This window comes from Pseudomonas sp., from assembly GCF_035554175.1.
Lineage (GTDB): Bacteria > Pseudomonadota > Gammaproteobacteria > Pseudomonadales > Pseudomonadaceae > Aquipseudomonas.
Map to the genome: position 1 here is coordinate 401,567 of NZ_DATMIV010000019.1, position 22,783 is coordinate 424,349.

Annotated in this window: 20 protein-coding genes; 4 read left to right on the top strand and 16 right to left on the bottom strand. The window is 59.8% G+C overall.

Features of this window, described 5'->3' with window-relative positions:
- Window positions 1-161 precede the first annotated feature (161 nt).
- A complete protein-coding gene (gene treR / locus VNV36_RS10040; RefSeq protein ID WP_325717632.1) occupies window positions 162-866 on the top strand; it encodes a trehalose operon repressor in 705 nt (234 codons plus the stop codon).
- Window positions 867-1,664: 798 nt separating this feature from the next.
- Here treR and guaA read toward each other — a convergent pair.
- The 4 genes from guaA to VNV36_RS10065 form a co-directional block, all read right to left on the bottom strand.
- Window positions 1,665-3,242, bottom strand: a complete 1,578-nt coding sequence (gene guaA / locus VNV36_RS10050) for a glutamine-hydrolyzing GMP synthase (RefSeq protein ID WP_016773344.1) — start codon at window positions 3,240-3,242, stop codon at window positions 1,665-1,667.
- 80 nt (window positions 3,243-3,322) lie between these two features.
- Complete coding sequence (gene guaB / locus VNV36_RS10055; RefSeq protein ID WP_325717634.1) at window positions 3,323-4,792, bottom strand: IMP dehydrogenase; 1,470 nt, start codon at window positions 4,790-4,792, stop codon at window positions 3,323-3,325.
- A gap of 196 nt (window positions 4,793-4,988) precedes the next feature.
- Window positions 4,989-5,537: a sugar ABC transporter ATPase gene (locus VNV36_RS10060; RefSeq protein ID WP_325717635.1), complete on the bottom strand. Its 549-nt coding sequence runs from the start codon at window positions 5,535-5,537 to the stop codon at window positions 4,989-4,991.
- 136 nt (window positions 5,538-5,673) lie between these two features.
- On the bottom strand, window positions 5,674-6,441 hold the full coding sequence (locus VNV36_RS10065) for a sulfite exporter TauE/SafE family protein (protein ID WP_325717636.1): 768 nt from the start codon (window positions 6,439-6,441) through the stop codon (window positions 5,674-5,676).
- A 172-nt stretch (window positions 6,442-6,613) separates the two neighbouring features.
- Between VNV36_RS10065 and xseA the strand changes: the two genes are divergently transcribed.
- From xseA to leuA, 3 genes are all read left to right on the top strand, one after another.
- Window positions 6,614-7,993, top strand: a complete 1,380-nt coding sequence (gene xseA, locus VNV36_RS10070) for an exodeoxyribonuclease VII large subunit (RefSeq protein WP_122752267.1) — start codon at window positions 6,614-6,616, stop codon at window positions 7,991-7,993.
- A gap of 3 nt (window positions 7,994-7,996) precedes the next feature.
- Window positions 7,997-8,818 carry a M23 family metallopeptidase gene (locus tag VNV36_RS10075; protein WP_325717637.1) on the top strand — a complete coding sequence of 274 codons (822 nt, stop codon included), beginning with the start codon at window positions 7,997-7,999 and terminating at the stop codon, window positions 8,816-8,818.
- Between the two features lie 463 nt (window positions 8,819-9,281).
- Window positions 9,282-10,961 carry a 2-isopropylmalate synthase gene (gene leuA, locus VNV36_RS10080; protein ID WP_016773339.1) on the top strand — a complete coding sequence of 560 codons (1,680 nt, stop codon included), beginning with the start codon at window positions 9,282-9,284 and terminating at the stop codon, window positions 10,959-10,961.
- Window positions 10,962-11,105: 144 nt separating this feature from the next.
- Here the strand turns inward: leuA and VNV36_RS10085 are convergent, their stop codons facing one another.
- The 12 genes from VNV36_RS10085 to iscX all read right to left on the bottom strand — a co-directional run bounded on the left by VNV36_RS10085 (window position 11,106) and on the right by iscX (window position 22,778).
- Window positions 11,106-11,897, bottom strand: coding sequence for an amidohydrolase (locus VNV36_RS10085; RefSeq protein WP_325717638.1), 792 nt, complete (start codon window positions 11,895-11,897; stop codon window positions 11,106-11,108).
- Window positions 11,885-13,033, bottom strand: coding sequence for a pyridoxal phosphate-dependent aminotransferase (locus VNV36_RS10090; RefSeq protein WP_325717639.1), 1,149 nt, complete (start codon window positions 13,031-13,033; stop codon window positions 11,885-11,887). Before VNV36_RS10090 ends, VNV36_RS10085 begins: the two co-directional genes overlap by 13 nt.
- A gap of 213 nt (window positions 13,034-13,246) precedes the next feature.
- Entirely contained in the window at window positions 13,247-14,719 is a 1,473-nt protein-coding gene (gene der, locus VNV36_RS10095) for a ribosome biogenesis GTPase Der (RefSeq protein ID WP_325717640.1), read from the bottom strand.
- Window positions 14,720-14,854: 135 nt separating this feature from the next.
- Window positions 14,855-16,006 carry an outer membrane protein assembly factor BamB gene (gene bamB / locus VNV36_RS10100; protein WP_039761439.1) on the bottom strand — a complete coding sequence of 384 codons (1,152 nt, stop codon included), beginning with the start codon at window positions 16,004-16,006 and terminating at the stop codon, window positions 14,855-14,857.
- Window positions 15,999-16,640: a tetratricopeptide repeat protein gene (locus tag VNV36_RS10105; RefSeq protein ID WP_325717641.1), complete on the bottom strand. Its 642-nt coding sequence runs from the start codon at window positions 16,638-16,640 to the stop codon at window positions 15,999-16,001. The genes bamB and VNV36_RS10105 overlap by 8 nt, the downstream gene beginning before the upstream one ends.
- 41 nt (window positions 16,641-16,681) lie before the next feature.
- The gene (hisS, locus tag VNV36_RS10110; RefSeq protein WP_325717642.1) at window positions 16,682-17,971 is read right to left on the bottom strand and encodes a histidine--tRNA ligase; all 1,290 of its coding nucleotides are present in this window, start codon (window positions 17,969-17,971) and stop codon (window positions 16,682-16,684) included.
- A gap of 22 nt (window positions 17,972-17,993) precedes the next feature.
- Window positions 17,994-19,103 carry a flavodoxin-dependent (E)-4-hydroxy-3-methylbut-2-enyl-diphosphate synthase gene (gene ispG, locus VNV36_RS10115; RefSeq protein ID WP_325717643.1) on the bottom strand — a complete coding sequence of 370 codons (1,110 nt, stop codon included), beginning with the start codon at window positions 19,101-19,103 and terminating at the stop codon, window positions 17,994-17,996.
- 3 nt (window positions 19,104-19,106) lie between these two features.
- The gene (locus VNV36_RS10120) at window positions 19,107-20,117 is read right to left on the bottom strand and encodes a RodZ domain-containing protein (RefSeq protein ID WP_325717644.1); all 1,011 of its coding nucleotides are present in this window, start codon (window positions 20,115-20,117) and stop codon (window positions 19,107-19,109) included.
- Complete coding sequence (pilW, locus tag VNV36_RS10125; protein ID WP_325717645.1) at window positions 20,117-20,875, bottom strand: type IV pilus biogenesis/stability protein PilW; 759 nt, start codon at window positions 20,873-20,875, stop codon at window positions 20,117-20,119. Before pilW ends, VNV36_RS10120 begins: the two co-directional genes overlap by 1 nt.
- A 12-nt stretch (window positions 20,876-20,887) precedes the next feature.
- Complete coding sequence (gene rlmN, locus VNV36_RS10130) at window positions 20,888-22,036, bottom strand: dual-specificity RNA methyltransferase RlmN (RefSeq protein WP_003227893.1); 1,149 nt, start codon at window positions 22,034-22,036, stop codon at window positions 20,888-20,890.
- 28 nt (window positions 22,037-22,064) lie between these two features.
- Complete coding sequence (gene ndk / locus VNV36_RS10135; RefSeq protein WP_016773329.1) at window positions 22,065-22,490, bottom strand: nucleoside-diphosphate kinase; 426 nt, start codon at window positions 22,488-22,490, stop codon at window positions 22,065-22,067.
- 87 nt (window positions 22,491-22,577) lie between these two features.
- A complete protein-coding gene (gene iscX, locus VNV36_RS10140; RefSeq protein ID WP_325717646.1) occupies window positions 22,578-22,778 on the bottom strand; it encodes a Fe-S cluster assembly protein IscX in 201 nt (66 codons plus the stop codon).
- Window positions 22,779-22,783: the final 5 nt, after the last annotated feature.

Here is a 22,783-nt window from a genome sequence, read left to right on the forward strand (position 1 = left end):
GCAATAACTCGTCTGTACGAGTTTGTGTATCTGGATGGACGTCAGATAAACGCGGATTTTTCCTACTTTGACTTAGGGTGTTTTCCGTCCTCTGCATGGACAAACTCCTGCCCTGCACTTAAGGTTCGGGATTTTGAGCAGCGTCGGCAAAGAGCCCAGCCATGAGCAAATACAACCGGATCTACAGCGATTTGCTTGCCAGCATCACCACGCAGCGCCTGCAGCGCGGCGCCCGGCTGCCTTCAGAAACCGAACTGATGGACACCTATCAGGCCAGCCGCGGCACGGTGCGCAAAGCCATCGACCAGTTGCAGGACCGCGGTTTCGCCCAGAAGATCCACGGCAAAGGCGCCTTCGTGCTGTCGACCAATCCGATCGAATTCCAGCTCGGCGGCATCGTCAGTTTTCAGGAGACCCACCCGCGCCTAGGCAACGACGTCAGCACCGAAGTGGTCGAGATGTGCCAGGTTCCGCTGGAAGGTGCGCTGCTCGAACACATCAATGCCGAACCCGGCGCTTCGATCACGCGGATCAAACGGGTGCGACGCATCGACGGCAAACGCGTCATCCTCGACATCAACCACTTCGTCAGCGCAGTGATTCCCGACCTGTCTGCCGACATCGCCGAGCACTCGATCTACGCTCACATCGAACAGACCCTGCAACTGCAGATCGCCTACGCCCAGCGCACCATCGAAGCGGTGCCGTGCAGCAACGACGACCAGCAGCATCTGGACCTCGACGGCCAGAGCCATGTCATCGTGGTCAGCAACCAGACCTTCCTGCAGGACGGCCGCCAGTTCGAATACACCGAATCGCGGCATACGCTGGACAAGTTCTATTTTTCGGATGTGGCGCGGCGCTGACAGGCGAGCCCATTTCAATATATGTGGGTTCGCGTACTGGTCCGTTGTGACCGCGCCAGCACTGTTTGAACAATGGTGAATGGCGGATCGAACGGCGAATTCTACATCTGGGCTCAAGCGATCCCTCGCATCAACCTCATGTTCCTGGACATCGCTGCGCAGGCCGAACGCCTGATAGAGATCGGCCTGCCCCTGCAAAGTAGCTTGCCCACCTGACCGATCGGCTAGCCCATGAACGAAAAAACCCTTGGCTGAGGCCAAGGTTTTTTTGTTCAATCGATCCGCAGCAGGATCACTTCCACTCAGTTAAGAAGAGAAAACGGAAGACTGTAAAAATCAATCCCATCACCTGACTGAACTACGGTTAACCGAACGAGGGAGTAATTATTTCAATCACTCGCTCAAATGGAAATTGGATCAATTCCATTACATGTCAGCCAGCTTCTTGAAAGTTTTTTGATGAGTTCTGAGAACGAGCTTCGTTTCTGAAAAAACGATCTGCTTACCTTGGTCGCCACCCAAATCCAGCTTCTTGGTGGCTTTGATTTTAGGCCTATCTACTATGGATACCCCATAGGTATTCAGCTTGTGGTTCATGGACCGAGTACCCCAAACGTATTGATCAATTTCTGCTCACAAGGCAGCACACGAAGAAGAGGCAAGACACACCGAGCCATCCACAGCGCTGCACTCGCATGGCTTGTCATAAAATATTGTCACGGAAGGCGAAACGCAAAAAAGCGAAAGCCCGCAATACAGCGGGCTTTCTAAGTTACAGGCTTTTTAGCAGTTGCAGGATCACTCCCACTCAATCGTCGCCGGTGGCTTGCTCGATACGTCGTAGGTAACGCGCGAGATGCCTTCGATTTCGTTGATGATACGGCCGGACACGGTTTCCAGCAGTTCGTAAGGCAGGTGTGCCCAACGTGCGGTCATGAAGTCGATGGTTTCCACTGCGCGCAGGGCCACGACCCAGGCGTAACGACGGCCGTCGCCGACCACGCCGACCGATTTGACTGGCTGGAACACCACGAATGCCTGGCTGACCTTGTGGTACCAGTCGGCCTTGCGCAGTTCTTCGATAAAGATGTGGTCGGCGCGACGCAGCAGGTCGGCGTATTCCTTTTTCACTTCACCGAGGATGCGCACGCCCAGGCCCGGGCCCGGGAACGGGTGACGGTAGACCATGTCGTACGGCAGGCCCAGTTCCAGGCCCAGACGACGGACTTCGTCCTTGAACAGTTCGCGCAGTGGCTCGACCAGTTTCAGGTTCATCTCTTCCGGCAGGCCGCCCACGTTGTGGTGCGACTTGATCACGTGGGCCTTGCCGCTTTTCGCGCCTGCCGATTCGATCACGTCCGGGTAGATGGTGCCTTGGGCCAGGTACTTGATGTTGTCCAGCTTGCAGGATTCGGCATCGAACACGTCGATGAAAGTGCGGCCGATGATCTTGCGCTTCTTCTCCGGGTCGGCTTCGCCAGCCAGGTTGTTGAGGAACTGCTCTTCAGCGTTGGCGCGGATCACCTTGACGCCCATGTTCTCGGCGAACATGGCCATCACTTGCTCGCCTTCGTGCAGACGCAGCAGGCCGTTGTCGACGAAAACGCAGGTCAGTTGATCGCCGATGGCTTTGTGCAGCAGCGCGGCAACCACCGAAGAGTCAACGCCGCCGGACAGGCCCAGCAGGACGTTGTCGGTGCCGACCTGGGCGCGGATGTTGGCGATGGCGTCTTCAGCGATCTTCGACGGGGTCCACAGGGCTTCACAGCCGCAGATGTCGAGCACGAAGCGCGAAAGGATGCGCCCGCCCTGCTTGGTGTGAGTCACTTCCGGGTGGAACTGCACGCCGTAGTAAGCGCGGTCGTCGTTGAACATACCGGCGATCGGGCAGCTCGGAGTGCTGGCGAGGATGTGGAAGTCTTCCGGCATCTTCGTGACTTTGTCGCCGTGGCTCATCCACACGTCGAGGCCGAACAGGCCGTCGGCGTCGATGTGATCTTCGATACCGTCGAGCAGGCGGCTCTTGCCGACCACGTCAACACGGGCGTAGCCGAACTCACGCAGTTCGGAACCTTCAACCTTGCCGCCCAGTTGCTCGGCCATGGTCTGCATGCCATAGCAGATGCCGAAGACCGGAACGCCCAGGTCGAACACGGCTTGCGGGCAGCGCGGACTGTTGGCTTCGTGCACCGATTCGGGGCCGCCGGCGAGGATGACGCCTTTAGGGGCGAATTCGCGGATCGCATCTTCGTCCATGTCGAACGGGTGCAGTTCGCAGTACACGCCGATCTCGCGCACGCGGCGGGCAATCAGCTGGGTGTATTGCGAACCGAAGTCGAGGATCAGGATGCGGTGAGCGTGAATGTCGAGGGCCATGACTCATTCTCATGTAGTGAATCAGAAACAACTCGGGGCTGAATGAACAGCCCCGGTGATTTAACGTTTTGCTGGAAGCCTCAACCTACGCGGTAGTTCGGCGCTTCCTTGGTGATCTGCACGTCGTGAACGTGGGATTCGGCCATACCGGCACCGGTGATCCGCACGAACTCGGGCTTGGTGCGCATCTCTTCGATGTTGGCGCTGCCGGTGTAACCCATCGAGGAACGCAGGCCGCCCATCAACTGGTGAATGATCGCGCTCAGGGTGCCCTTGTACGGCACACGGCCTTCGATGCCTTCCGGAACCAGTTTCTCGGCACCTGCCGAGGAGTCCTGGAAGTACCGGTCGGACGAGCCTTGCGCCTGGGACATGGCGCCCAGCGACCCCATGCCGCGATAGGCCTTGTACGAGCGGCCCTGGAACAGTTCGATCTCGCCCGGGGCTTCTTCGGTACCGGCGAACATCGAGCCCATCATCACGCAGGAGGCACCGGCCACGATGGCCTTGGACAGGTCACCGGAGAAACGGATACCGCCGTCGGCGATCAACGGCACGCCGGTGCCTTCAAGGGCAGCGGCGACGTTGGCGATGGCGCTGATTTGCGGCACGCCGACACCGGCGACGATACGAGTGGTGCAGATCGAGCCCGGGCCGATACCGACCTTGACTGCATCGGCGCCCGCTTCGGCCAAGGCCTTGGCGGCAGCGCCGGTGGCGATGTTGCCGCCGATCACCTGCACTTCAGGGAAATTCTCTTTGACCCAGCGTACGCGGTCGATCACACCTTTGGAGTGGCCGTGTGCGGTGTCGACCACCACCACGTCCACGCCGGCATTGACCAGTGCAGTCACGCGATCACCGGTGTCTTTGCCGGTGCCGACCGCAGCGCCAACGCGCAGACGACCTTGATCGTCCTTGCTGGCCAGCGGGTAGGCTTTGGCTTTTTCGATGTCGTTGACGGTCATCATGCCTTTGAGGGCGAATTTTTCGTCGACGATCAGCACGCGCTCGATGCGGTGCTTGTGCAGCAGTTCGCGGACGTCGTTCTTGTCGGCGCCTTCCTTGACCGTGACCAGACGCTCTTTAGGCGTCATCACTTCGCGGACAGTGGCTTCCAGACGGTTTTCGAAACGTACGTCGCGGGAGGTGACGATGCCGACCAGGTCGCCATCATGCAGCACCGGAACGCCGGAAATGTTGTGCAGACGGGTCAGTTCGAACAGATCACGCACCGTGGCATCGGCCTCGATGGTGATGGGATCCTTGACCACACCGGCTTCGAACTTCTTGACCTTGCGCACTTCGGCAGCTTGCTGCTCGATGGTCATGTTCTTGTGGATAATGCCGATGCCACCTTCCTGAGCCATGGCGATTGCCAGACGGGCTTCAGTAACGGTGTCCATGGCGGCAGAAACCAGAGGAATATTCAGTTCGATGCCACGGGTAAGACGGGTCTTCAGACTGACTTCGTTGGGAAGCACCTCGGAATAACCGGGCACTAGGAGAATGTCGTCGAATGTCAGAGCTTCTTGGCTGATACGCAGCATCGCGGGGGCTCCCGAGCGGGAAAATGGAAGCGCGCCATTATAGTCAGACACCCCCTGCTGTTCAATGTAAAACTCAGCCTAATTGATAGATGGAAAACCCCGCTTTTTGTAGGAGCTGCCGAAGGCTGCGATCTTTTGACTTCGCTTTTCAAAGGCAAGATCAAAAGATCGCAGCCTTCGGCAGCTCCTACAGGGGTTAAAGTTCGACCTTCACCCAACTTACGGGTTGATCGAGCCAATCGGCGAACTCGTCGATGAAACTCTGCTTGAACCCCGCCTCCAGCCAATTGTTGAAAATGAAGCCGAGGTTGGAAAACGCGCATTCCTGCAAAAACAGAAAGCCGTTGATGTCATCTTCATGTCCGCATTCGGGGCAGGTGAAATTGTCGGTGCGGCCGGGCATCCACTCTTCAAGACTTTCGAACAACGCCTCCCCCACTTCACGCCGACATTCAGCGCAACCGGCCTCTTCGAGAAAACCCTTGGCCGGGGTGTAGATGCAGCGCTTGGTGATAATTTCCAGGCCATTGACCGGCTCGCCGAACGGCAGCGCTTCAGGATGCAGAACCACGGCGCGGGCGCCATCGGCGATGGCGTGCGCCATGCGATTGCCGGTGCGACCGCAAGTGGTCAGCTGTTCTTCGACGATGTTCTTGCGCACCAGCCAGCGCACGATCGCCCGCGCCCGGGGCTCGTGCACCGGCAGGGTGGAGATTTTCGGGACGATGATGCTTTGCGTGTTCATGGCAAGTCCTGCGGTATGGCGTCTGACGCCTTCGCGAGCAGGCTCGCTCCCACATTGGAATGCAATCCCCTGTGGGAGCGAGCCTGCTCGCGAAGGCGCCCTGAAGGCCGGCAGCTTAATCCCTGACGAAATCCGGTCAAGTGCTGAAATAGCGCACGATCAGGGCAATCCCGCTGGCCAGCACCAGCCATGTCACCAATCGCACAAACGCCTCGCGCGACAACTTCATGGTCAGCCGCCGACCAATCCACAGACCAAGGGCCATGGCCGGCAACAGACACAGCGCCAGCATCAACAAGGGTAGCTCGGCATACACCCCGGCAATAACGAACAGGCTCAATCGCACCACGGTACTGCAACTGATCAACGCGCTTTGCGTGGCCCGGGCCGCTTCCTTGGGCAGACGGCTGTTCAAATAGATTGCATAGAGAAACCCGCCACTGCCAAACAGCGCACCGAACAAGCCGCCCACCGTGCCCATCGGCACAGCCCACGCCGCTGACAGCTGTGCCGGCCGCGTTTTGACCCACAGGCTGTAAATCCCATAGGCGCTGATAAACAGCCCCATCAACAACAGCAACAGATCGGATTTCAGGTTGAGCAGAAAGACCACCCCCAGCGTGCAACCGAGCGCCATGCACGGCAGCAGTCTGAGCAATTCGGGCCTGGCTACATCGCGCCGCGACGGCAGCAGATTGCCGAACGCCGCGACGAAATCCAGCAATACCAACAACGGCACAATCTTCGACAACGGCATGAACAGAATCAGAATCGGCCCCGCGACCAGCGCCGTGCCGAAACCGGCGATGCCGAACACGATGTAAGCCAGCGCGACGCCCAACCCGATCGCCGCCCAACCGCCAGCACCCCACGACCACGCGCCCAACAGCTCCATCATGCTCATCAATGCATTCCCTTATTGAGTCGCCAATACTCCCCTGTAGGAGCTGCCGAAGGCTGCGATCTTTTGATCTTGATCCTGAAAAAACAAGATCAAAGGATCGCAGCCTCGTTGCACTCGACAGCTCCTACAGGGTTCGTGCAATGAGTAGAAGAATGCCTTTAAACTGCACCCCATGATTAAAGATCCCTTTGCAAGACTTGGCCTGGACCGTGAAGTCCTGACCGTCAGCCAGCTCAACGGCCGCGCGCGGGTGTTGCTCGAAGACGTGTTCAGCAACATCTGGGTCGAGGGCGAAATCTCCAATCTCGCGCGCCCGGCGTCCGGCCACGTCTATTTCACCCTCAAGGACAGCGGCGCGCAGGTGCGTTGCGCGTTGTTCCGACAGAACGCGGCGCGGGTGCGTCAGGCGCTTAAGGACGGTCTGGCGGTCAAGGTGCGGGGCAAGGTTTCGCTGTTCGAAGGCCGTGGCGACTACCAGCTGATTCTCGACACCGTGGAGCCGGCTGGCGACGGCGCACTGCGCCTGGCCTTCGATGCATTGAAGGAAAAGCTCAGCGCCGAAGGCCTGTTCAGTGCCGAACGCAAAGTGCCGCTGCCAGCGCACCCGCAACGCATCGGCATCATCAGTTCGCCGACCGGCGCGGTGATTCGCGACATCATCAGCGTGTTCCGCCGGCGTGCGCCGCAGGTGCAACTGACCTTGATTCCGACCGCCGTGCAGGGCCGCGAGGCCACCGCGCAGATCGTCCGCGCGCTGAAAATGGCCGACGCCCGTGGCTTTGATGCGCTGATCCTCGCCCGTGGCGGCGGCTCGCTGGAAGATCTCTGGTGTTTCAACGAAGAAGCCGTGGCCCGCGCGGTCGATGCTTGTGTCACACCGATCGTCAGCGCCGTCGGCCACGAAACCGATGTCTCGATCAGCGACTTCGTCGCCGACGTGCGCGCACCAACGCCGTCGGCGGCGGCCGAATTGCTCGCCCCGGATTCCAGCCATCTGATCCGTCAGGTCGAGAGCCTGCATCGTCGTTTGGTGATGCGCATGCGTGATCGCTTGATGCGTGATCGCCTGCGGCTGGAAGGCATGGCGCGACGCTTGCGCCATCCCGGTGAGCGGCTGCGGCAACAGGCGCAGCGCCTGGATGATCTGGACATGCGCATGCGTCGGGCTTTCGAGCGCAGCCTCAACACCCGCCGCGAACGCCTGATCCGTCTGGAAACACGTCTCGCCGGGCAACATCCGGGGCGCCAACTGGCCATGCTCCGCCAGCGTCTCGACAGCCTCGCCGAACGTCTGCCCCGAGCCATGCGCGATGGTCTGAAACAGCGTCGTCAGCTATTGCACAGTCAGATGCAGACCCTGCATGTGGTCAGCCCGTTGGCGACCCTCGGTCGTGGTTACAGCATTTTGCTCGACGAACGCGGCCACGCGATCCGCAACGCTGCGCAGACCCATACCGGCCAGCGTCTGAAAGCAAAACTGGGCGAAGGCGAACTGCAAGTGCGCGTCGAGGACAATCACCTGACGCCCGTCACCCTCTCGTTACTGGACTGATCCATGCCGCGTTTTCTCGCTCCGCTGTTTTTGCTCTGCCTGACCCTCAACGCCCACGCTGACAGTTACATCACCCGGCTGCTGAACAAACCGGTGCCGGGCGGCGTCGCCGTGGTGGATTTGGGCGCTGCCGCGCAGGCGCCGAAAGGCACCTATCAAGGCAAACCGGTGCTGGTGGTCAAGGAGCAGAACAACTGGCTGGCAATTGTCGGCGTACCGCTTACGGTCAAACCCGGCGCACAGCAGATCAGCACTGGCGGGCGCACTCTGCCGTTCACCGTCGGCAGCAAGAAATACCCGGAACAGCACATCACCCTGAAGAACAAACAGCAGGTCAATCCGGACGCCGACAACCTCAAGCGCATCGAAGGTGAGCTGGCGGAACAGATCGCCGCTTACCGCAGCTTCAGTCCGAACACGCCGAGCAATCTGCTGTTGGACAAACCGGTCAACGGGCCGCTGTCGAGCAAGTTCGGTGTGCGCCGTTTCTTCAATGGCGAAGAGCGCAATCCCCACGCCGGCCTCGATTTCGCGGTGCCGGCGGGCACGCCGATAAAGAGCCCGGCGGCCGGCAAGGTGATTTTGATCGGCAACTACTTCTTCAATGGCAACACGGTATTCGTCGACCATGGCCAGGGCTTTATCAGCATGTTTTGCCACATGTCGAAGATCGACGTGAAAAACGGCCAGCAACTGGCCCGTGGCGCGGTGGTGGGCAAGGTCGGCGCGACCGGCCGGGCGACCGGGCCGCATATGCACTGGAATGTCAGCCTGAATGATGCGCGGGTGGATCCGGCGATTTTCATTGGGGCTTTCCAACCTTGAATATGTGTTGAGGCGACCGGCCTCTTCGCGAGCAGGCTCGCTCCCACAAGGGATCTTTGTTGTGAATAAGGTCCAGTGTGGGAGCGAGCCTGCTCGCGAAGGCGGCCTATAAAGCATCGCCATACTCAATGAATCTTCAAAAACTCAATTGCGCGCCAATCTAGCCTTACGCAAACATCAGCAACTTCCATCGCCTTAAGCGCAATAAATTTCTGCAAAATCCCGCTTTCCGGATATTCCTCTCAATTTTTTTCGACTGCTTGCCATCCTTTCCCCTCGCGGTTAGGGTTGAAGCCATGAAAACCTCTCACACCCTTATTCAGCTTCGCCAGCACCGCAGCCTGTGCCTCGTCAGCGCACGACTGCCAGGCTGAATCGCTGCGCCTCGTCCCACGCTTTTCCAAGCACATTCGTTCAACCGGCAGGCCGCCTCTTTTCGGCCCTTACAACAAGGAATTTCCCGATGAGCATGCTCAAAGACCCGTCTTCGAAATACCGCGCGTTTCCCGTCATCAATCTGCCGGATCGCACCTGGCCGTCGAAAACCATCGACGCTGCGCCGATCTGGTGCAGCTCCGACCTGCGTGACGGCAACCAGTCGCTGATCGAGCCAATGGACGCGGCGAAGAAGCTGCGCTTCTGGAAAACCCTGGTGCAGGTGGGCGTGAAGGAAATCGAAGCGTCGTTCCCGGCCGCTTCGCAAACCGATTTCGACTTCGTACGTACGCTGATCGAAGAAGGCCACATTCCGGACGACACCACCATTCAGGTGCTGACCCAGGGCCGCGAAGACTTGATCGAACGCACCTTCGAATCCCTGCGCGGGGCGAAGAAAGCCATCGTTCACTTGTACAACGCCACCTCGCCTTCTTTCCGTCGCATCGTCTTCAATCAGGACAAGGACGGCATCAAGGCCATCGCGGTAAACGCTGCCAAACTGTTCGTCAAATACGCGGCGATGCAGCCGGAGACCGAGTGGACCTTCGAATACTCGCCGGAAACCTTCAGCGCCACCGAGCTGGAATTCGCCAAGGAAGTCTGCGACGCGGTGATCGAGGTGTGGAACCCGACGCCTGAGCACAAAATGATCCTCAACCTGCCGGCCACCGTCGAATGCGCCACACCGAATGTCTACGCCGACCAGATCGAGTGGTTCGGCCGCAACATCAACCGTCGTGACAGCGTGATCATCAGCCTGCACACCCACAACGACCGTGGCACCGGCGTGGCCGCCACCGAGCTGGGCCTGATGGCCGGTGCCGATCGTGTCGAAGGCTGCCTGTTCGGCAATGGCGAACGCACCGGTAACGTCGACCTCGTCACTGTCGCGCTGAACATGTACACCCAGGGCGTCGACCCTGAGCTGGACTTCTCCGACATCGACGGCGTACGCAAAGTCGTCGAAGAGTGCAATCAGATCCAGGTGCACCCGCGTCACCCGTACGTTGGCGATCTCGTGCACACCGCGTTCTCCGGCTCGCACCAGGACGCGATTCGCAAAGGCTTCGCCCAGCAGAAACCCGACACCCTGTGGGAAGTGCCGTACCTGCCGATCGACCCGGCCGACATCGGTCGCAGCTACGAGGCGGTGATCCGCGTCAACAGCCAGTCGGGCAAGGGCGGCATCGCTTACCTGCTGGAGCAGGAATACGGCATCAGCCTGCCACGGCGCATGCAGATCGAATTCAGCCAGGTCGTGCAGCGTGAAACCGATCGCCTGGGCCTGGAGATGACCGCCAAGCAGATTCACTCACTGTTGATCAGCGAATACCTGCAAGCCAATACCCCTTACGCGCTGGTCAGCCATCGTCTGCAGGAAGAAAACGGCAACAGCGCCGTGGAGGTGGAAGTCGCGAGCAAAGGTCAGGGCGAAACCAACCTGCACTGGCGCGGCAAGGGCAACGGCGCGCTGGAAGCACTGGTCGCCGGCCTGCCCATTCCGGTGGAAATCATGGACTACAACGAACACGCGATCGGCGCGGGCACCAACGCCAAAGCGGCGGCCTACATCGAACTGCGGGTGAACGGTGAGCGTGCGGTGCACGGCGTGGGTATCGATGAAAACATCACCACCGCCAGCTTCAAGGCGCTGTTCAGCGCGCTGAATCGCTCGCTGAGCCAGCCAGAGGCGAAAGCGGCCTGATTGACTGCTGAAATGTGCAAGGCCCCGGAGTGCAAACTCCGGGGCCTTTTTGTTGAAGATCAAAAGATCGCAGCCTTCGGCAGCTCCTACATTGGGACGACGTACATCCTGTAGGAGCTGCCGAAGGCTGCGATCTTTTTCTTTTCAGGTGAACTCGAAGGTGTCGGCATCCAGGTTCGCCGGGAAGCGCTCGCGATACGCAGCCAACGGCGCTGCCTCCAGCACTACCTTGAACACGCCATCCGCCTCCCCCGCCGCCAGCAACGTCTCGCCCTGGAAATCCAGCACCTGACTGTCACCGGTATACGCGAAGCCCTTGCCATCGCTGCCAACCCGGTTCACCGCCGCCACATAGCAGAGGTTTTCAATCGCTCGCGCCGGCAGCAGGCGATTCCAGTGCAAACGTCGTGCGCCCGGCCAGTTGGCGGTGTACAACAGCAGATCAGTGTCCTGCGCGTCGCGGCTCCACACCGGGAAACGCAGGTCGTAGCAAATCAGCGGACGTATCCGCCAGCCCTTGAGCTCGAACTGCACCTGACGCTCGCCGGGCGTGTAGTGATTGTGCTCGCCAGCCATGCGGAACAGGTGTCGCTTGTCGTAGTGCAGCACTTCGCCATCCGGCCGCGCCCAAAGCAGGCGGTTGCGATGGCTGCCGTCAGCGGCCTGAATGATCACGCTGCCGGTGATGACCGCATCGAACGTCGCCGCCTGCGCCCGCAGCCATTGGCTGGTCGGGCCATTTTCGGCTTCGGCAAGAGTTGCCGATTCCATGGAAAACCCGGTGGTGAACATCTCCGGCAGGATGATCAGGTCGGCACCCCGGGCCTGCTCCAGCAACAGCTCGAAATGCTCGAGATTGGCCTGGCGGTCATGCCACACGAGACTGGTCTGGATCAGCGCCAGGGTCAGGTCTGGCAACGCACTCAGATCACGCATAGTTTCGCCGCTGCTTCACGCAGCGTCTCCTCGCGTTTGGCAAAGCACAGGCGTATCAGGCGCTGGCCTTGCGGTGGATTCTGGTAGAACACCGACACCGGAATGCTCGCAACACCGTGCTCGCGAGTCATCCACATGGCCATGTCGACATCATTGAGATCAGGACGGATCTGCGAATAATCGACCAACTGGAAATAGGTGCCGGTAACCCGGGTGAAGCTGAACCCCGAAGACGCCAGCAGATCACAGAACAGGTCGCGTTTGGCCTGATAGAAACCTGGCAACTCTTCGACGTGTTCCGGGTGCTCGGCCATGTAATCGGCCAGCGCGTATTGCAACGGCGTGACACCACAGAAACTGACGTACTGATGCACCTTGCGCAGCTCGGCCGTCAGGGCTGGCGGTGCTACGACGTAGCCGGTTTTCCAGCCGGTGACGTGGTAAGTCTTGCCGAACGAGCTGACCACAAACGCGCGCTGATACAGCTCTTCATGGGCCAGCACGCTGACATGCGGCACGCCGTCGAACACCAGGTGTTCGTAGACTTCGTCGCTGATCAGATAGATGTCGCGATCACGGATCAACGCCGCCAGTTGATCCAGTTCAGCCCGACTGATCAGCGCGCCGCTGGGATTGTGCGGAGTGTTGATGACGATCATTTTCGTGCGTGGACTCAAGGCCGCGGCGAGCTGCTCAAAGTCGATGGAGAAGTCGTCCGGATTCAGCTGCACATGCACACAACGACCACCCGCCAATTCCGTCGCCGGTGCGTAGCTGTCGTAGCACGGATCGAACACGATGACCTCATCGCCGCTGTGAATCACTGCCTGAATCGCGCAGAAGATTGCCTGAGTCGCACCGGGCGTTACCGTCACTTCATGATCGGCATCCACAGTCACGCCATAGCTGCGCGCGATCTTGGCCGCGATCTGCTGACGCAACGCCGGCAATCCGGTCATTGGCGAATACTGGTTATGGCCAGCGGCGATGTGCCGACCGACCGCGTCACGCAACGACTGCGGGCCGTCGAAATCGGGAAAACCCTGGGACAGGTTGATCGCGCCGGCCTGTGCCGCGAGCTGAGACATCTGCGTGAAAATAGTGATGCCGACATTCGGCAGCTTGCTGGTGATCATCGGGGGTTCTCTGCTCAACACCCGGCTCTGACGACGGCGCGGGAGAGCCCGAGGATAGCCCATCCGGCGCCCATAAAAAAAGGGCGCTCTGGTGAGCACCCTTCTTATCGCTGAACCCTGTAGGAGCTGCCGAAGGCTGCGATCTTTTGATCTTGTCGTAAAAGCAGGATCAAAAGATCGCAGCCTTCGGCAGCTCCTACACGAAGTGATAAATCACTTCTTGTCGCGGCGTTTCTTGCTGGCTTTCTTGTTGTGCGACATCAAGCGACGCTTCTTGTTGACCTGGCGGTCGGTCAGCGTGTTCTTGTTGCCTTCGTACGGGTTTTCGCCGCCCTTGAACTCGATGCGGATCGGCGTACCGACCAGCTTGAGTACACGGCGATAAGTGTTTTCCAGATAACGCACATACGACTTCGGCACTTTGTCGATCTGGTTACCGTGAATCACGATGATCGGCGGGTTGGCGCCACCCAGGTGAGCGTAACGCAACTTGATCCGGCGGCTGTTGACCATCGGCGGCTGGTGCTCGGTGACCGCGTCTTCGAGGATCTGGGTCAGGCGACTGGTCGGCCAGCGGGTGACCGCCGACTTGAACGAGTTCTGCACCGAAGCGTAGAGGTTGCCCACGCCCGTACCGTGCAACGCCGAGATGAAGTGGATGTCGGCGAAGTCAACGAAGAACAGTCGACGTTGCAGTTCGACCTTGACGAAATCGCGCTCGCTCGGCGTCATGCCGTCCCACTTGTTGATCGCAATGACCAACGCACGCCCGGCTTCCAGGGCAAAGCCCAGCAGGTTGAGGTCGTGGTCGACCACGCCCTCGCGGGCGTCCATCACGAAGATCACTACGTTGGCGTCTTTGATCGCCTGCAGGGTTTTGACCACGGAGAACTTTTCGACTTCTTCGTGAATCTTGCCGCGCTTGCGCACACCGGCGGTGTCGATCAGCGTGTACTTCTCGTCGTTACGCTCGAACGGGATGTAGATACTGTCGCGGGTGGTGCCTGGCTGGTCGTAGACGATGACGCGGTCTTCACCGAGCATGCGGTTGACCAGGGTCGACTTGCCGACGTTAGGACGACCGATGATGGCGATCTTGATGCCGTCTTTTTCACTCGGGCCAGGAATGCGCTTGGCTTCCTCGCCTTCAGCGACGACTTCTTCCTCTTCACCTTCAGCCGGCTCGTCATCATCGCGCGGGAATTCGCTCAGGGCGGCTTCCAGCAGTTGCGTGATGCCACGGCCGTGGGCGCCGGCGATCGGGATCGCGTGGCCCATGCCCAGCGGGGCGAATTCGGCGCGGGCCATTTCCGGATCGATGTTGTCGACCTTGTTGGCAACCACGTGGGAACGCTTGTTACGTTTGCGCAGATGCTCGGCGATCATCTGGTCGGCAGCGGTAAAACCGGCCTTGGCATCTACCAGAAACAGCACCACATCGGCTTCTTCGATGGCCAGCAGCGACTGCTCGGCCATTTTTTCGTCCATACCATGTTCGTCACCGGAGATACCGCCGGTGTCGATCAGAATGTAGGAACGCCCTTGCCACTTGGCCTCACCGTACTGGCGATCACGGGTCAGACCGGACAAGTCGCCGACGATGGCGTCACGAGTCCTGGTCAGGCGGTTGAACAAGGTGGACTTGCCGACGTTCGGTCGGCCCACCAGGGCGATTACGGGAACCATGCGGCTCTCCACTGCGTTATTTCAGAAAATACAAAAGCCGCTGCGAGGCAGCGGCTGGTGCTCGGGGCAACACCCAAGGGTGCTGCAAACCCTGCTGATGCAGGGCCGCTTGGGGATCAACCCCAAGCATAGTTGTTACTTGATGGTCAGGGCTTCCAGTTTGCCGCTGTTGCCATACACATAAATCGTGTCGCCCACCACCAGCGGACGGGCGCGCAGGCCGTCGCTGTCGATGCGCTCACGGCCGACGAAACGACCGTCGACCTGACTCAGCAGATGCAGATAACCTTCCAGGTCACCCACAGCTACGTAGCTGGAGAACACTTCCGGTGCCGACAGTTGACGGCGAGCCAGCGAATCGTTGCTCCACAGTGCGGTGGTGGAACGCTCGTCGACGCCTTCGACGGTGCCCGAAGACAGGCTCACATAGACGCTGCCGAAACCCTGGGCGATACCGGCGTAGCTCGACGCATCGCGCTGCCAGAGTTGACGACCGCTTTCCAGATCCAGCGCCGCGACGCGACCCTGATAGCTGGCCACGTACAGCGTACCGCCGGACAGCAGCAGGCCGCCGTCGATGTCGACCACACGCTCCAGTTCCGAACGACCCTGTGGAATGGCGATGCGTTGTTCCCACACCGGCACGCCGTTGGAAATGTCCAGAGCGACCACTTTACCGGTCGACAGACCAGCCACCGCGAGACGGTTGGTGACCAGCGGAGCACTGGTGCCACGCAGGGTCAGTACCGCCGGGGTGCTGTCATACACCCAGCGCTGGTTGCCGGTGGCGGCGTCCAGACCGATCAGACGATCGTCCTGGGTCTGCACCACGACCACGTCGCCGTTGTTGGCCGGCGGCGCGAGGACTTCACTGTTGACGCGTGCACGCCACTTCTCTTCACCGTTGCTGGTGTCCAGAGCGACGACTTCGCCACGCAGCGTACCGATCAGCACCAGGCCGTAACCCACGCCAACGGCGCCGGAGACAGGCAGTTCAAGGTCCTGATCCCACTTCACGTCGCCATTGCTGCGATCCAGCGCCATCACCACACCGGTGACATCGGCGGCGTAGATGGTGTCGCCGTCGATCGCCGGCACCAGCATGTTGTAGGTTTCGCCCTGACCGTCACCGATCGAACGACTCCACTGCTTGTGCAGAACCACTTCTTCTTTGAAGTCGGTCAGTTCGGCCGGTGGCAATTCTTTCTTGCTGTTGCTGCTGCAACCCGCGGCCAGAAGGGCCAGAGCCAGCAATGCTGCATGCTTCCAACGGATCACGTCACGCATCCCCTTTGGCCAGGTCGTCGAGCTTGATTTGAAGGCCACCGACCGCCGCTTCATCCGACAGTGCCGCCTTGGCTTTTTGATACGCCTTGTTCGCGTCATCGGTACGGCCCAAGCGCACCAGCAGGTCGCCCTTGAGTTCTTCGCGAGTGGCCAGGAACGCTTTGTCGGCATCGCCGTCGAGCAGTTTCAGGGCGTCTTCAGCCTTGTCCTGCGCGCCCAGCACCTGCGCCAGACGCTGACGGGCGATTTCGCCCAGCGCCGGGTTGGCCGGTTTGTCGACGACGGCTTTCAGCTCGGTCGCCGCGTCGTCCAGCTTGCCGCTGTCGACCGCTACTTTGGCGACGAACAGGCTGCCGTACTGCGCGTAGGCAGAACCGCCGTATTCACTGTTGAGCTTGCCGGCCAGATCCGCAACACGGGCGGCGTCAGGCTTGCCGTCAGGCGTCAGCGTGGTTTCCAGCAATTGCTGATAGAGCACCGAGGCGCCTTGCGACTGGTTGCTCTGGTATTTGTGATAAGCCTGCCAGCCGAACACGATGACCAGCGCCAACAGGCCGCCGGTGACCAGAGGTTTGCCGTTGCGTGTCCACCAGTCCTTCAAATCCGCCAACTGTTCGTCTTCGGTACTCGACACCCCAATACTCCTTAATCGCTAAATCGGCTGTTAAGACAGCTTCAACCCTGCACGACGCAGGTGGCCAGGTGAGCGGCGAGCGCATCCCAGGCAATGCTTTGTTGTTCGCCCTGGCCACGCAGGGGTTTGAAACCTACCACTTGCTGGGCCATTTCGTCGTCACCGAGGATCAATGCGTACAGCGCACCGCTCTTGTCGGCCTTCTTGAACTGGCTTTTGAAGCTGCCGGCGCCAGCATTGACTTGCAGGCGCAGGTTTGGAAGTTGATCGCGAACCCGTTCGGCCAGCGCCAGACCGGCCAGTTCGGCCGCCTCGCCGAAGGCGCAGAGGTAAACGTCGACCTGTCGGGAGATTTGCGCCGGGATCTGCTCAAGGGTTTCGAGCATCAGCACGAGACGTTCAATGCCCATGGCGAAACCGACACCAGGGGTTGGCTTGCCGCCCATCTGCTCGACCAGTCCGTCGTAACGGCCGCCCGCGCACACGGTGCCTTGGGCGCCAAGCTTGTCGGTGACCCATTCGAAAACGGTTTTGCTGTAGTAATCGAGGCCGCGCACCAATTTCGGGTTGAGCACGTAAGGAATGCCCACGGCGTCCAGACGCGCTTTCAGGCCTTCGAAGTGAGCCCGGGATTCGTCGTCCAGGTAATCGGCCATTTTCGGCGCATCGACCAGCACGGCCTGGGTGTCGGCATTTTTCGTGTCGAGCACGCGCAGCGGGTTGGTTTTCAGGCGGCGCTGGCTGTCTTCGTCGAGCTTGTCGTGGTGCGCCGAGAGGTACTCGACCAGCGCTTCACGATAGCGACCACGGGACTCGCTGGTGCCAAGACTGTTCAGTTCGAGCTTGACCGCATCACGAATGCCCAGCTCGCCCCACAGGCGCCAGGTCATGATGATCAGTTCGGCGTCGATGTCCGGACCGTCGAGGTTGAACACCTCAAGACCGATCTGGTGGAACTGGCGATAGCGGCCCTTTTGCGGGCGCTCATGGCGGAACATCGGGCCGATGTACCAGAGTTTCTGCACCTGACCACCGCCGGTGATGCCGTGTTCAAGCACTGCACGCACGCAGGCCGCGGTGCCTTCCGGACGCAAAGTCAGGGAGTCGCCGTTGCGGTCTTCGAAGGTGTACATCTCTTTTTCGACGATATCGGTGACTTCGCCGATCGAGCGTTTGAACAGCTCGGTGAACTCGACGATCGGCATGCGGATCTGCTTGTAACCGTAGTTATCCAGCAGGCGCGCCACAGTGCCTTCGAAATAACGCCACAACGGTGTCTGTTCGGGCAGGATGTCGTTCATGCCACGAATGGCTTGCAGAGACTTGCTCACAAAATTTCCTTAATTCGTTCGATCAGCCGCGCGCGATAACGGCAGCGTCAGCTTCGACCTTTTCGGCCGCTTTCTGGCGGATCAGCTTTTCCAGCTCGTCCACCAGATTGTCATTCGTCAGCTTCTGCGACGGCTTGCCGTCGATGTAAATCAGGTTTGGCGTGCCGCCGGTCAAGCCGATATGAGCTTCCTTGGCTTCGCCGGGGCCGTTGACCACACAGCCGATCACCGCGACATCCAGCGGCACCAGCAGGTCTTCAAGGCGCCCTTCCAGCTCGTTCATGGTCTTGACCACATCGAAATTCTGCCGCGAGCAGCTCGGGCAGGCGATGAAGTTGATGCCACGGGAACGCAGATGTAAAGACTTGAGAATGTCGTAACCGACCTTCACTTCCTCGACCGGGTCGGCCGCCAGCGAGATGCGGATAGTATCGCCAATCCCTTCGGCGAGCAGCATACCTAGGCCTACGGCGGATTTCACCGTGCCCGAACGCAATCCGCCGGCTTCGGTGATACCAAGGTGCAGCGGCTGGACGATTTCTTTGGCCAGCAAGCGGTAGGCTTCGACGGCCATGAACACGTCGGAGGCCTTTACGCTGACCTTGAAGTCCTGGAAATTCAGGCGCTCGAGGTGCTCGACGTGACGCAAAGCCGATTCGACCAGAGCGGCCGGGGTCGGCTCGCCGTATTTCTTCTGCAGGTCTTTTTCCAGGGACCCGGCGTTGACACCGATGCGGATCGGAATGCCGCGATCACGGGCGGCATCGACCACTGCACGCACCCGGTCTTCACGACCGATGTTGCCCGGGTTGATGCGCAGGCAATCCACACCCAGCTCGGCTACGCGCAAAGCGATCCTGTAATCGAAGTGAATGTCAGCCACCAACGGCACTTTGACCAATTGCTTGATCTTGCCGAACGCCTCGGCGGCGTCCATGTCCGGCACCGAGACGCGGACGATGTCGACGCCGGCGGCTTCCAGACGATTGATCTGCGCCACGGTCGCGGCGACGTCATTGGTGTCGCTGTTGGTCATGCTCTGCACCGCGATCGGCGCGTCGCCGCCCACCGGTACGTTGCCGACCCAGATCTTGCGCGATTCGCGACGTTTGATTGGAGATTCGCCGTGCATGACTTATTGACCCAACTTCAGGCGAGCAGTTTCGCCACTGGTGAACGGAGCGATATCGACCGGCTGGCCGTTGTAGCTGACCTGTGCCGCGCGGGCAACGCCCAGGCGCACGGCGAGCGGCAGTTTGCCGGAAACGGTCACGCTGTCGCCTTTGTGCTTCAGACCACTGAAAATCACTTTGCCACGGCCATCGGTCACCTGTGCCCAGCAATCGCCGGTGAACTGCATCTGTACCTGACCTTCGCCGGCAACCGGAGCGACCGCTTCAGCGGTTGGCGCCGGAGCCGTCGGGGCCGGTGTTGCAGGCACATTCGGGGCTGGAGTGGCCGGCGCAGCAACCACTGGCGCCGCCGTGTGGGCCGGTACGCTTGGTGTAACGGCTGGAGCGGCCGGCTCGGTCACTGGAGCAGCGGATTCGGCGCCGGTCGATTCAGCGCTGGTTTCCGCCTGCGGCAAGGCAAGTGAGGTGGAGTTGTCGGCCTGATTCTCGGCGACCGCCTGATCTTCCGGCTCGTCGATCGGGTGAATCTGCGTGGTGCCGTCAGCGCCTTCGACTTCGACGTGTTCCGGCGCCAGGGTGGTCAGATCGCGAGTGCGCTGGGAGGTCTGATCCTGCCACCAGACGAAACCGCCGCCGATCACCGCGATCAGCAACAGCAGGCTGACGATACGCAAAATAGTGTGGGATACGCGTACCGGCTCTTCGATTCGACCGAGGGCGTGAACGCTGCTGCCCTGGGAGTCGGTACCGGTGGACTGGTCGAATTGCTGAACCAGAACGGTCTGGTCCATGCCGAGCAACTTGGCATAGGCGCGAATGTAACCGCGAGCGAAGGTATGCCCCGGCAGCTTGTCGAACGCGCCGGCTTCAAGATTGCTCAGGGACGTCACGGTGAGGTTGAGCTTGAGGGCCACTTCGGCCAGCGACCAGCCATTGCTTTCGCGGGCCTGGCGCAGGGTCTCACCGGGGTTTACGCGATTCGCTGCTACAACTTCGGGATGCGCCGCTTTCATCATTGCTCCGACAGGTATTGCTGATATTCCGGCGTACCGGGATAGAGTCGTTTTAATTGCAGACCGTAACTGGCTGCCTTGTCGCGATCTTCAAACACTTTTGCCAGCCGAACGCCGAGCAATAGACTACGTGCATTTTGTTCGGTCAACTGGCTGAAACGGTCGTAATAGTCCCGCGCGGGCACATAATGCCTGTCTTCGAAGGACAACTCAGCCATTTCCAGCAATGCGCGCGGTTGTTGGCGGTTCAGGCGCAGGGCTTTTTCCAGCTGTTGCTGCGCCAGCTCGCGCTGGCCAAGCTTGGCGGCCGTCATGCCGAGGTTTTCGAAGACCCGCGAACGCTCAGGATACAGGGTATCGGCGGCCGCTTGTTCAAAACGCTCGTAGGCTTCCTTGTAGCGCTGTTGTTCGTAAAGAAAACTGCCGTAGTTGTTGAGGATGCGCGCATCGGCGGGACGTGAGGACAAGGCCTTGCGAAAGTGCTCGTCGGCGAGTGCAGGCTCCATCTCGGCCTGGAATACCAGGCCAAGGGCGGCATTGGCGTCAGGATCCGAATCGTCAAGCTCCAGTGCTTTTTTCAACGGCACCTTGGCGCGCTCGGTCATGCCCTGCTGCAGGTAGCCCAGCCCCAGCTGCACGTAGGCAGCCCGCGCTTCATCGCGGCCCTTGCTGGTCTTCATCGGGTTGTAGTCACCCGACAGGACACAGCCAGCGCACAGGCTGGCCAACAGCAACAGCAGCGCAAAGCGCAGGGACATAGAGATCCTCTCTTAGTTAGTGTTCGCGGCGTTCTGTGCCAGATCGCTGTCGGCGCTCAACTCGCGCACGGCGATGTAACGTTCGCTGCGACGGGTGCGATCCAGCACCTGCCCTACCAATTGACCACATGCGGCGTCGATGTCTTCACCACGAGTGGTGCGCACAGTGACGTTGAAACCGGCCTGATGCAACTGATCCTGGAAGCGGCGGATGGCATTGTTGCTCGGCCGCTCGTACCCGGAGTGCGGGAACGGGTTGAATGGAATCAGGTTGATCTTGCACGGGATATCTTTAAGCAACTCGATCATTTCAACCGCGTGCTCAAGCTTGTCGTTGACGTCCTTGAGCAAGGTGTACTCGATGGTCAGCACACGTTTCTCGCCAAGGGCGGACATGTAGCGCTGGCACGACTCGAGCAGCATCTTAAGCGGATATTTCTTGTTGATCGGCACCAATTGGTTACGCAATGCGTCATTCGGTGCGTGCAGGGACAACGCCAGGGATACGTCGATGTGCTTGGCCAGCTCATCGATCATCGGCACCACACCCGAGGTGGACAGGGTCACGCGGCGCTTGGAGATCCCGTAGCCGAGGTCATCCATCATCAGATGCATGGCGGCGACGACGTTATCGAAATTCAGCAACGGCTCGCCCATGCCCATCATCACCACGTTGGTGATGGCGCGGTCGATGGTGGCCGGGACGCTGCCGAAAGATTTGTTGGCAATCCACACCTGACCGATGACTTCGGCGGCGGTGAGGTTGCTGTTGAAGCCTTGCTTGCCGGTGGAGCAGAAACTGCAATCCAGGGCACAGCCTGCCTGGGACGAAACGCACAAGGTGCCGCGTTTGCCCTGGGGAATGTACACGGTCTCGACGCAACTGCCGGACGCCACGCGCACCACCCATTTACGGGTGCCGTCGCTGGAGATGTCCTCGCTGACCACTTCCGGACCACGCACTTCAGCAATGGCCTTGAGCTTGTCGCGCAAGGCTTTGCTGACGTTCGTCATGGCGTCGAAATCATCGACGCCAAAGTGGTGAATCCATTTCATTACCTGACCGGCACGGAAACGCTTCTCCCCGATTGAGTCGAAGAATTTTTCCATTTCCGGCTGGGTCAGACCCAGCAGGTTTGTTTTAACAGTCGATGTAGTCATGGATTCACCTTCACTCTGCAAGCAATGCTTAGCGAGTGGTTACTTCAGTAGCTGCGAAGAAGTAAGCGATTTCGCGAGCGGCAGCAGCTTCGGAGTCCGAACCGTGAACGGCGTTGGCGTCGATCGATTCAGCGAAGTCAGCACGGATGGTGCCTGGAGCAGCTTCCTTAGGGTTGGTAGCGCCCATCAGCTCACGGTTGCGAGCGATAGCGTTTTCGCCTTCCAGAACCTGAACGACAACCGGGCCGGAAGTCATGAAAGCAACCAGGTCACCGAAGAAACCGCGCTCGCTGTGCTCAGCGTAGAAGCCTTCGGCTTCGGCTTTGGACAGTTGCTTCAGTTTCGAAGCTACAACGCGCAGGCCAGCGTCTTCGAAGCGAGTGGTGATCTTGCCGATCACGTTTTTAGCAACGGCGTCAGGCTTGATGATGGAGAAAGTACGTTGAACAGCCATGGTGTAACTCCAGAAACGGTAATGTGCGAAAAATTAAACCCGCGAATTATACGCGGGTTCTTGGGTATTGCCTAACCTGCGAGACGATCAGTCCAATTCTGCGGCCCAGAGAGTCTGAACCGCTTCCAGCACCTTCTCACCAACACGGCCAGAAGTCTTATCGAAGTCAGGCAGTCCCTCGATCATCAGCTGCAAACGGACAAAGCCTACCGAGTACGGATCGAGATCCGGGTGGGCCTCGGCCAGCTCTTCTGCAATGCGTTGAACATCATTCCAACCGTAGCTCATGACAG

Excerpts from the sequence above, each read along its gene's own strand:
- guaA (WP_016773344.1), bottom strand. The coding sequence starts at position 3,242 with ATGGCCCTCGACATTCACGCTCACCGCATCCTGATCCTCGACTTCGGT.
- VNV36_RS10065 (WP_325717636.1), bottom strand. The coding sequence starts at position 6,441 with ATGAGCATGATGGAGCTGTTGGGCGCGTGGTCGTGGGGTGCTGGCGGT.
- VNV36_RS10075 (WP_325717637.1), top strand. The coding sequence starts at position 7,997 with ATGCCGCGTTTTCTCGCTCCGCTGTTTTTGCTCTGCCTGACCCTCAAC.
- ispG (WP_325717643.1), bottom strand. The coding sequence starts at position 19,103 with ATGCACGGCGAATCTCCAATCAAACGTCGCGAATCGCGCAAGATCTGG.
- VNV36_RS10060 (WP_325717635.1), bottom strand. The coding sequence starts at position 5,537 with ATGAACACGCAAAGCATCATCGTCCCGAAAATCTCCACCCTGCCGGTG.
- VNV36_RS10120 (WP_325717644.1), bottom strand. The coding sequence starts at position 20,117 with ATGAAAGCGGCGCATCCCGAAGTTGTAGCAGCGAATCGCGTAAACCCC.
- der (WP_325717640.1), bottom strand. The coding sequence starts at position 14,719 with ATGGTTCCCGTAATCGCCCTGGTGGGCCGACCGAACGTCGGCAAGTCC.
- VNV36_RS10090 (WP_325717639.1), bottom strand. The coding sequence starts at position 13,033 with ATGATCACCAGCAAGCTGCCGAATGTCGGCATCACTATTTTCACGCAG.
- bamB (WP_039761439.1), bottom strand. The coding sequence starts at position 16,006 with ATGCGTGACGTGATCCGTTGGAAGCATGCAGCATTGCTGGCTCTGGCC.
- xseA (WP_122752267.1), top strand. The coding sequence starts at position 6,614 with ATGATTAAAGATCCCTTTGCAAGACTTGGCCTGGACCGTGAAGTCCTG.
- rlmN (WP_003227893.1), bottom strand. The coding sequence starts at position 22,036 with ATGACTACATCGACTGTTAAAACAAACCTGCTGGGTCTGACCCAGCCG.
- leuA (WP_016773339.1), top strand. The coding sequence starts at position 9,282 with ATGAGCATGCTCAAAGACCCGTCTTCGAAATACCGCGCGTTTCCCGTC.
- treR (WP_325717632.1), top strand. The coding sequence starts at position 162 with ATGAGCAAATACAACCGGATCTACAGCGATTTGCTTGCCAGCATCACC.
- guaB (WP_325717634.1), bottom strand. The coding sequence starts at position 4,792 with ATGCTGCGTATCAGCCAAGAAGCTCTGACATTCGACGACATTCTCCTA.
- iscX (WP_325717646.1), bottom strand. The coding sequence starts at position 22,778 with ATGAGCTACGGTTGGAATGATGTTCAACGCATTGCAGAAGAGCTGGCC.
- pilW (WP_325717645.1), bottom strand. The coding sequence starts at position 20,875 with ATGTCCCTGCGCTTTGCGCTGCTGTTGCTGTTGGCCAGCCTGTGCGCT.
- VNV36_RS10085 (WP_325717638.1), bottom strand. The coding sequence starts at position 11,897 with ATGCGTGATCTGAGTGCGTTGCCAGACCTGACCCTGGCGCTGATCCAG.
- ndk (WP_016773329.1), bottom strand. The coding sequence starts at position 22,490 with ATGGCTGTTCAACGTACTTTCTCCATCATCAAGCCTGACGCCGTTGCT.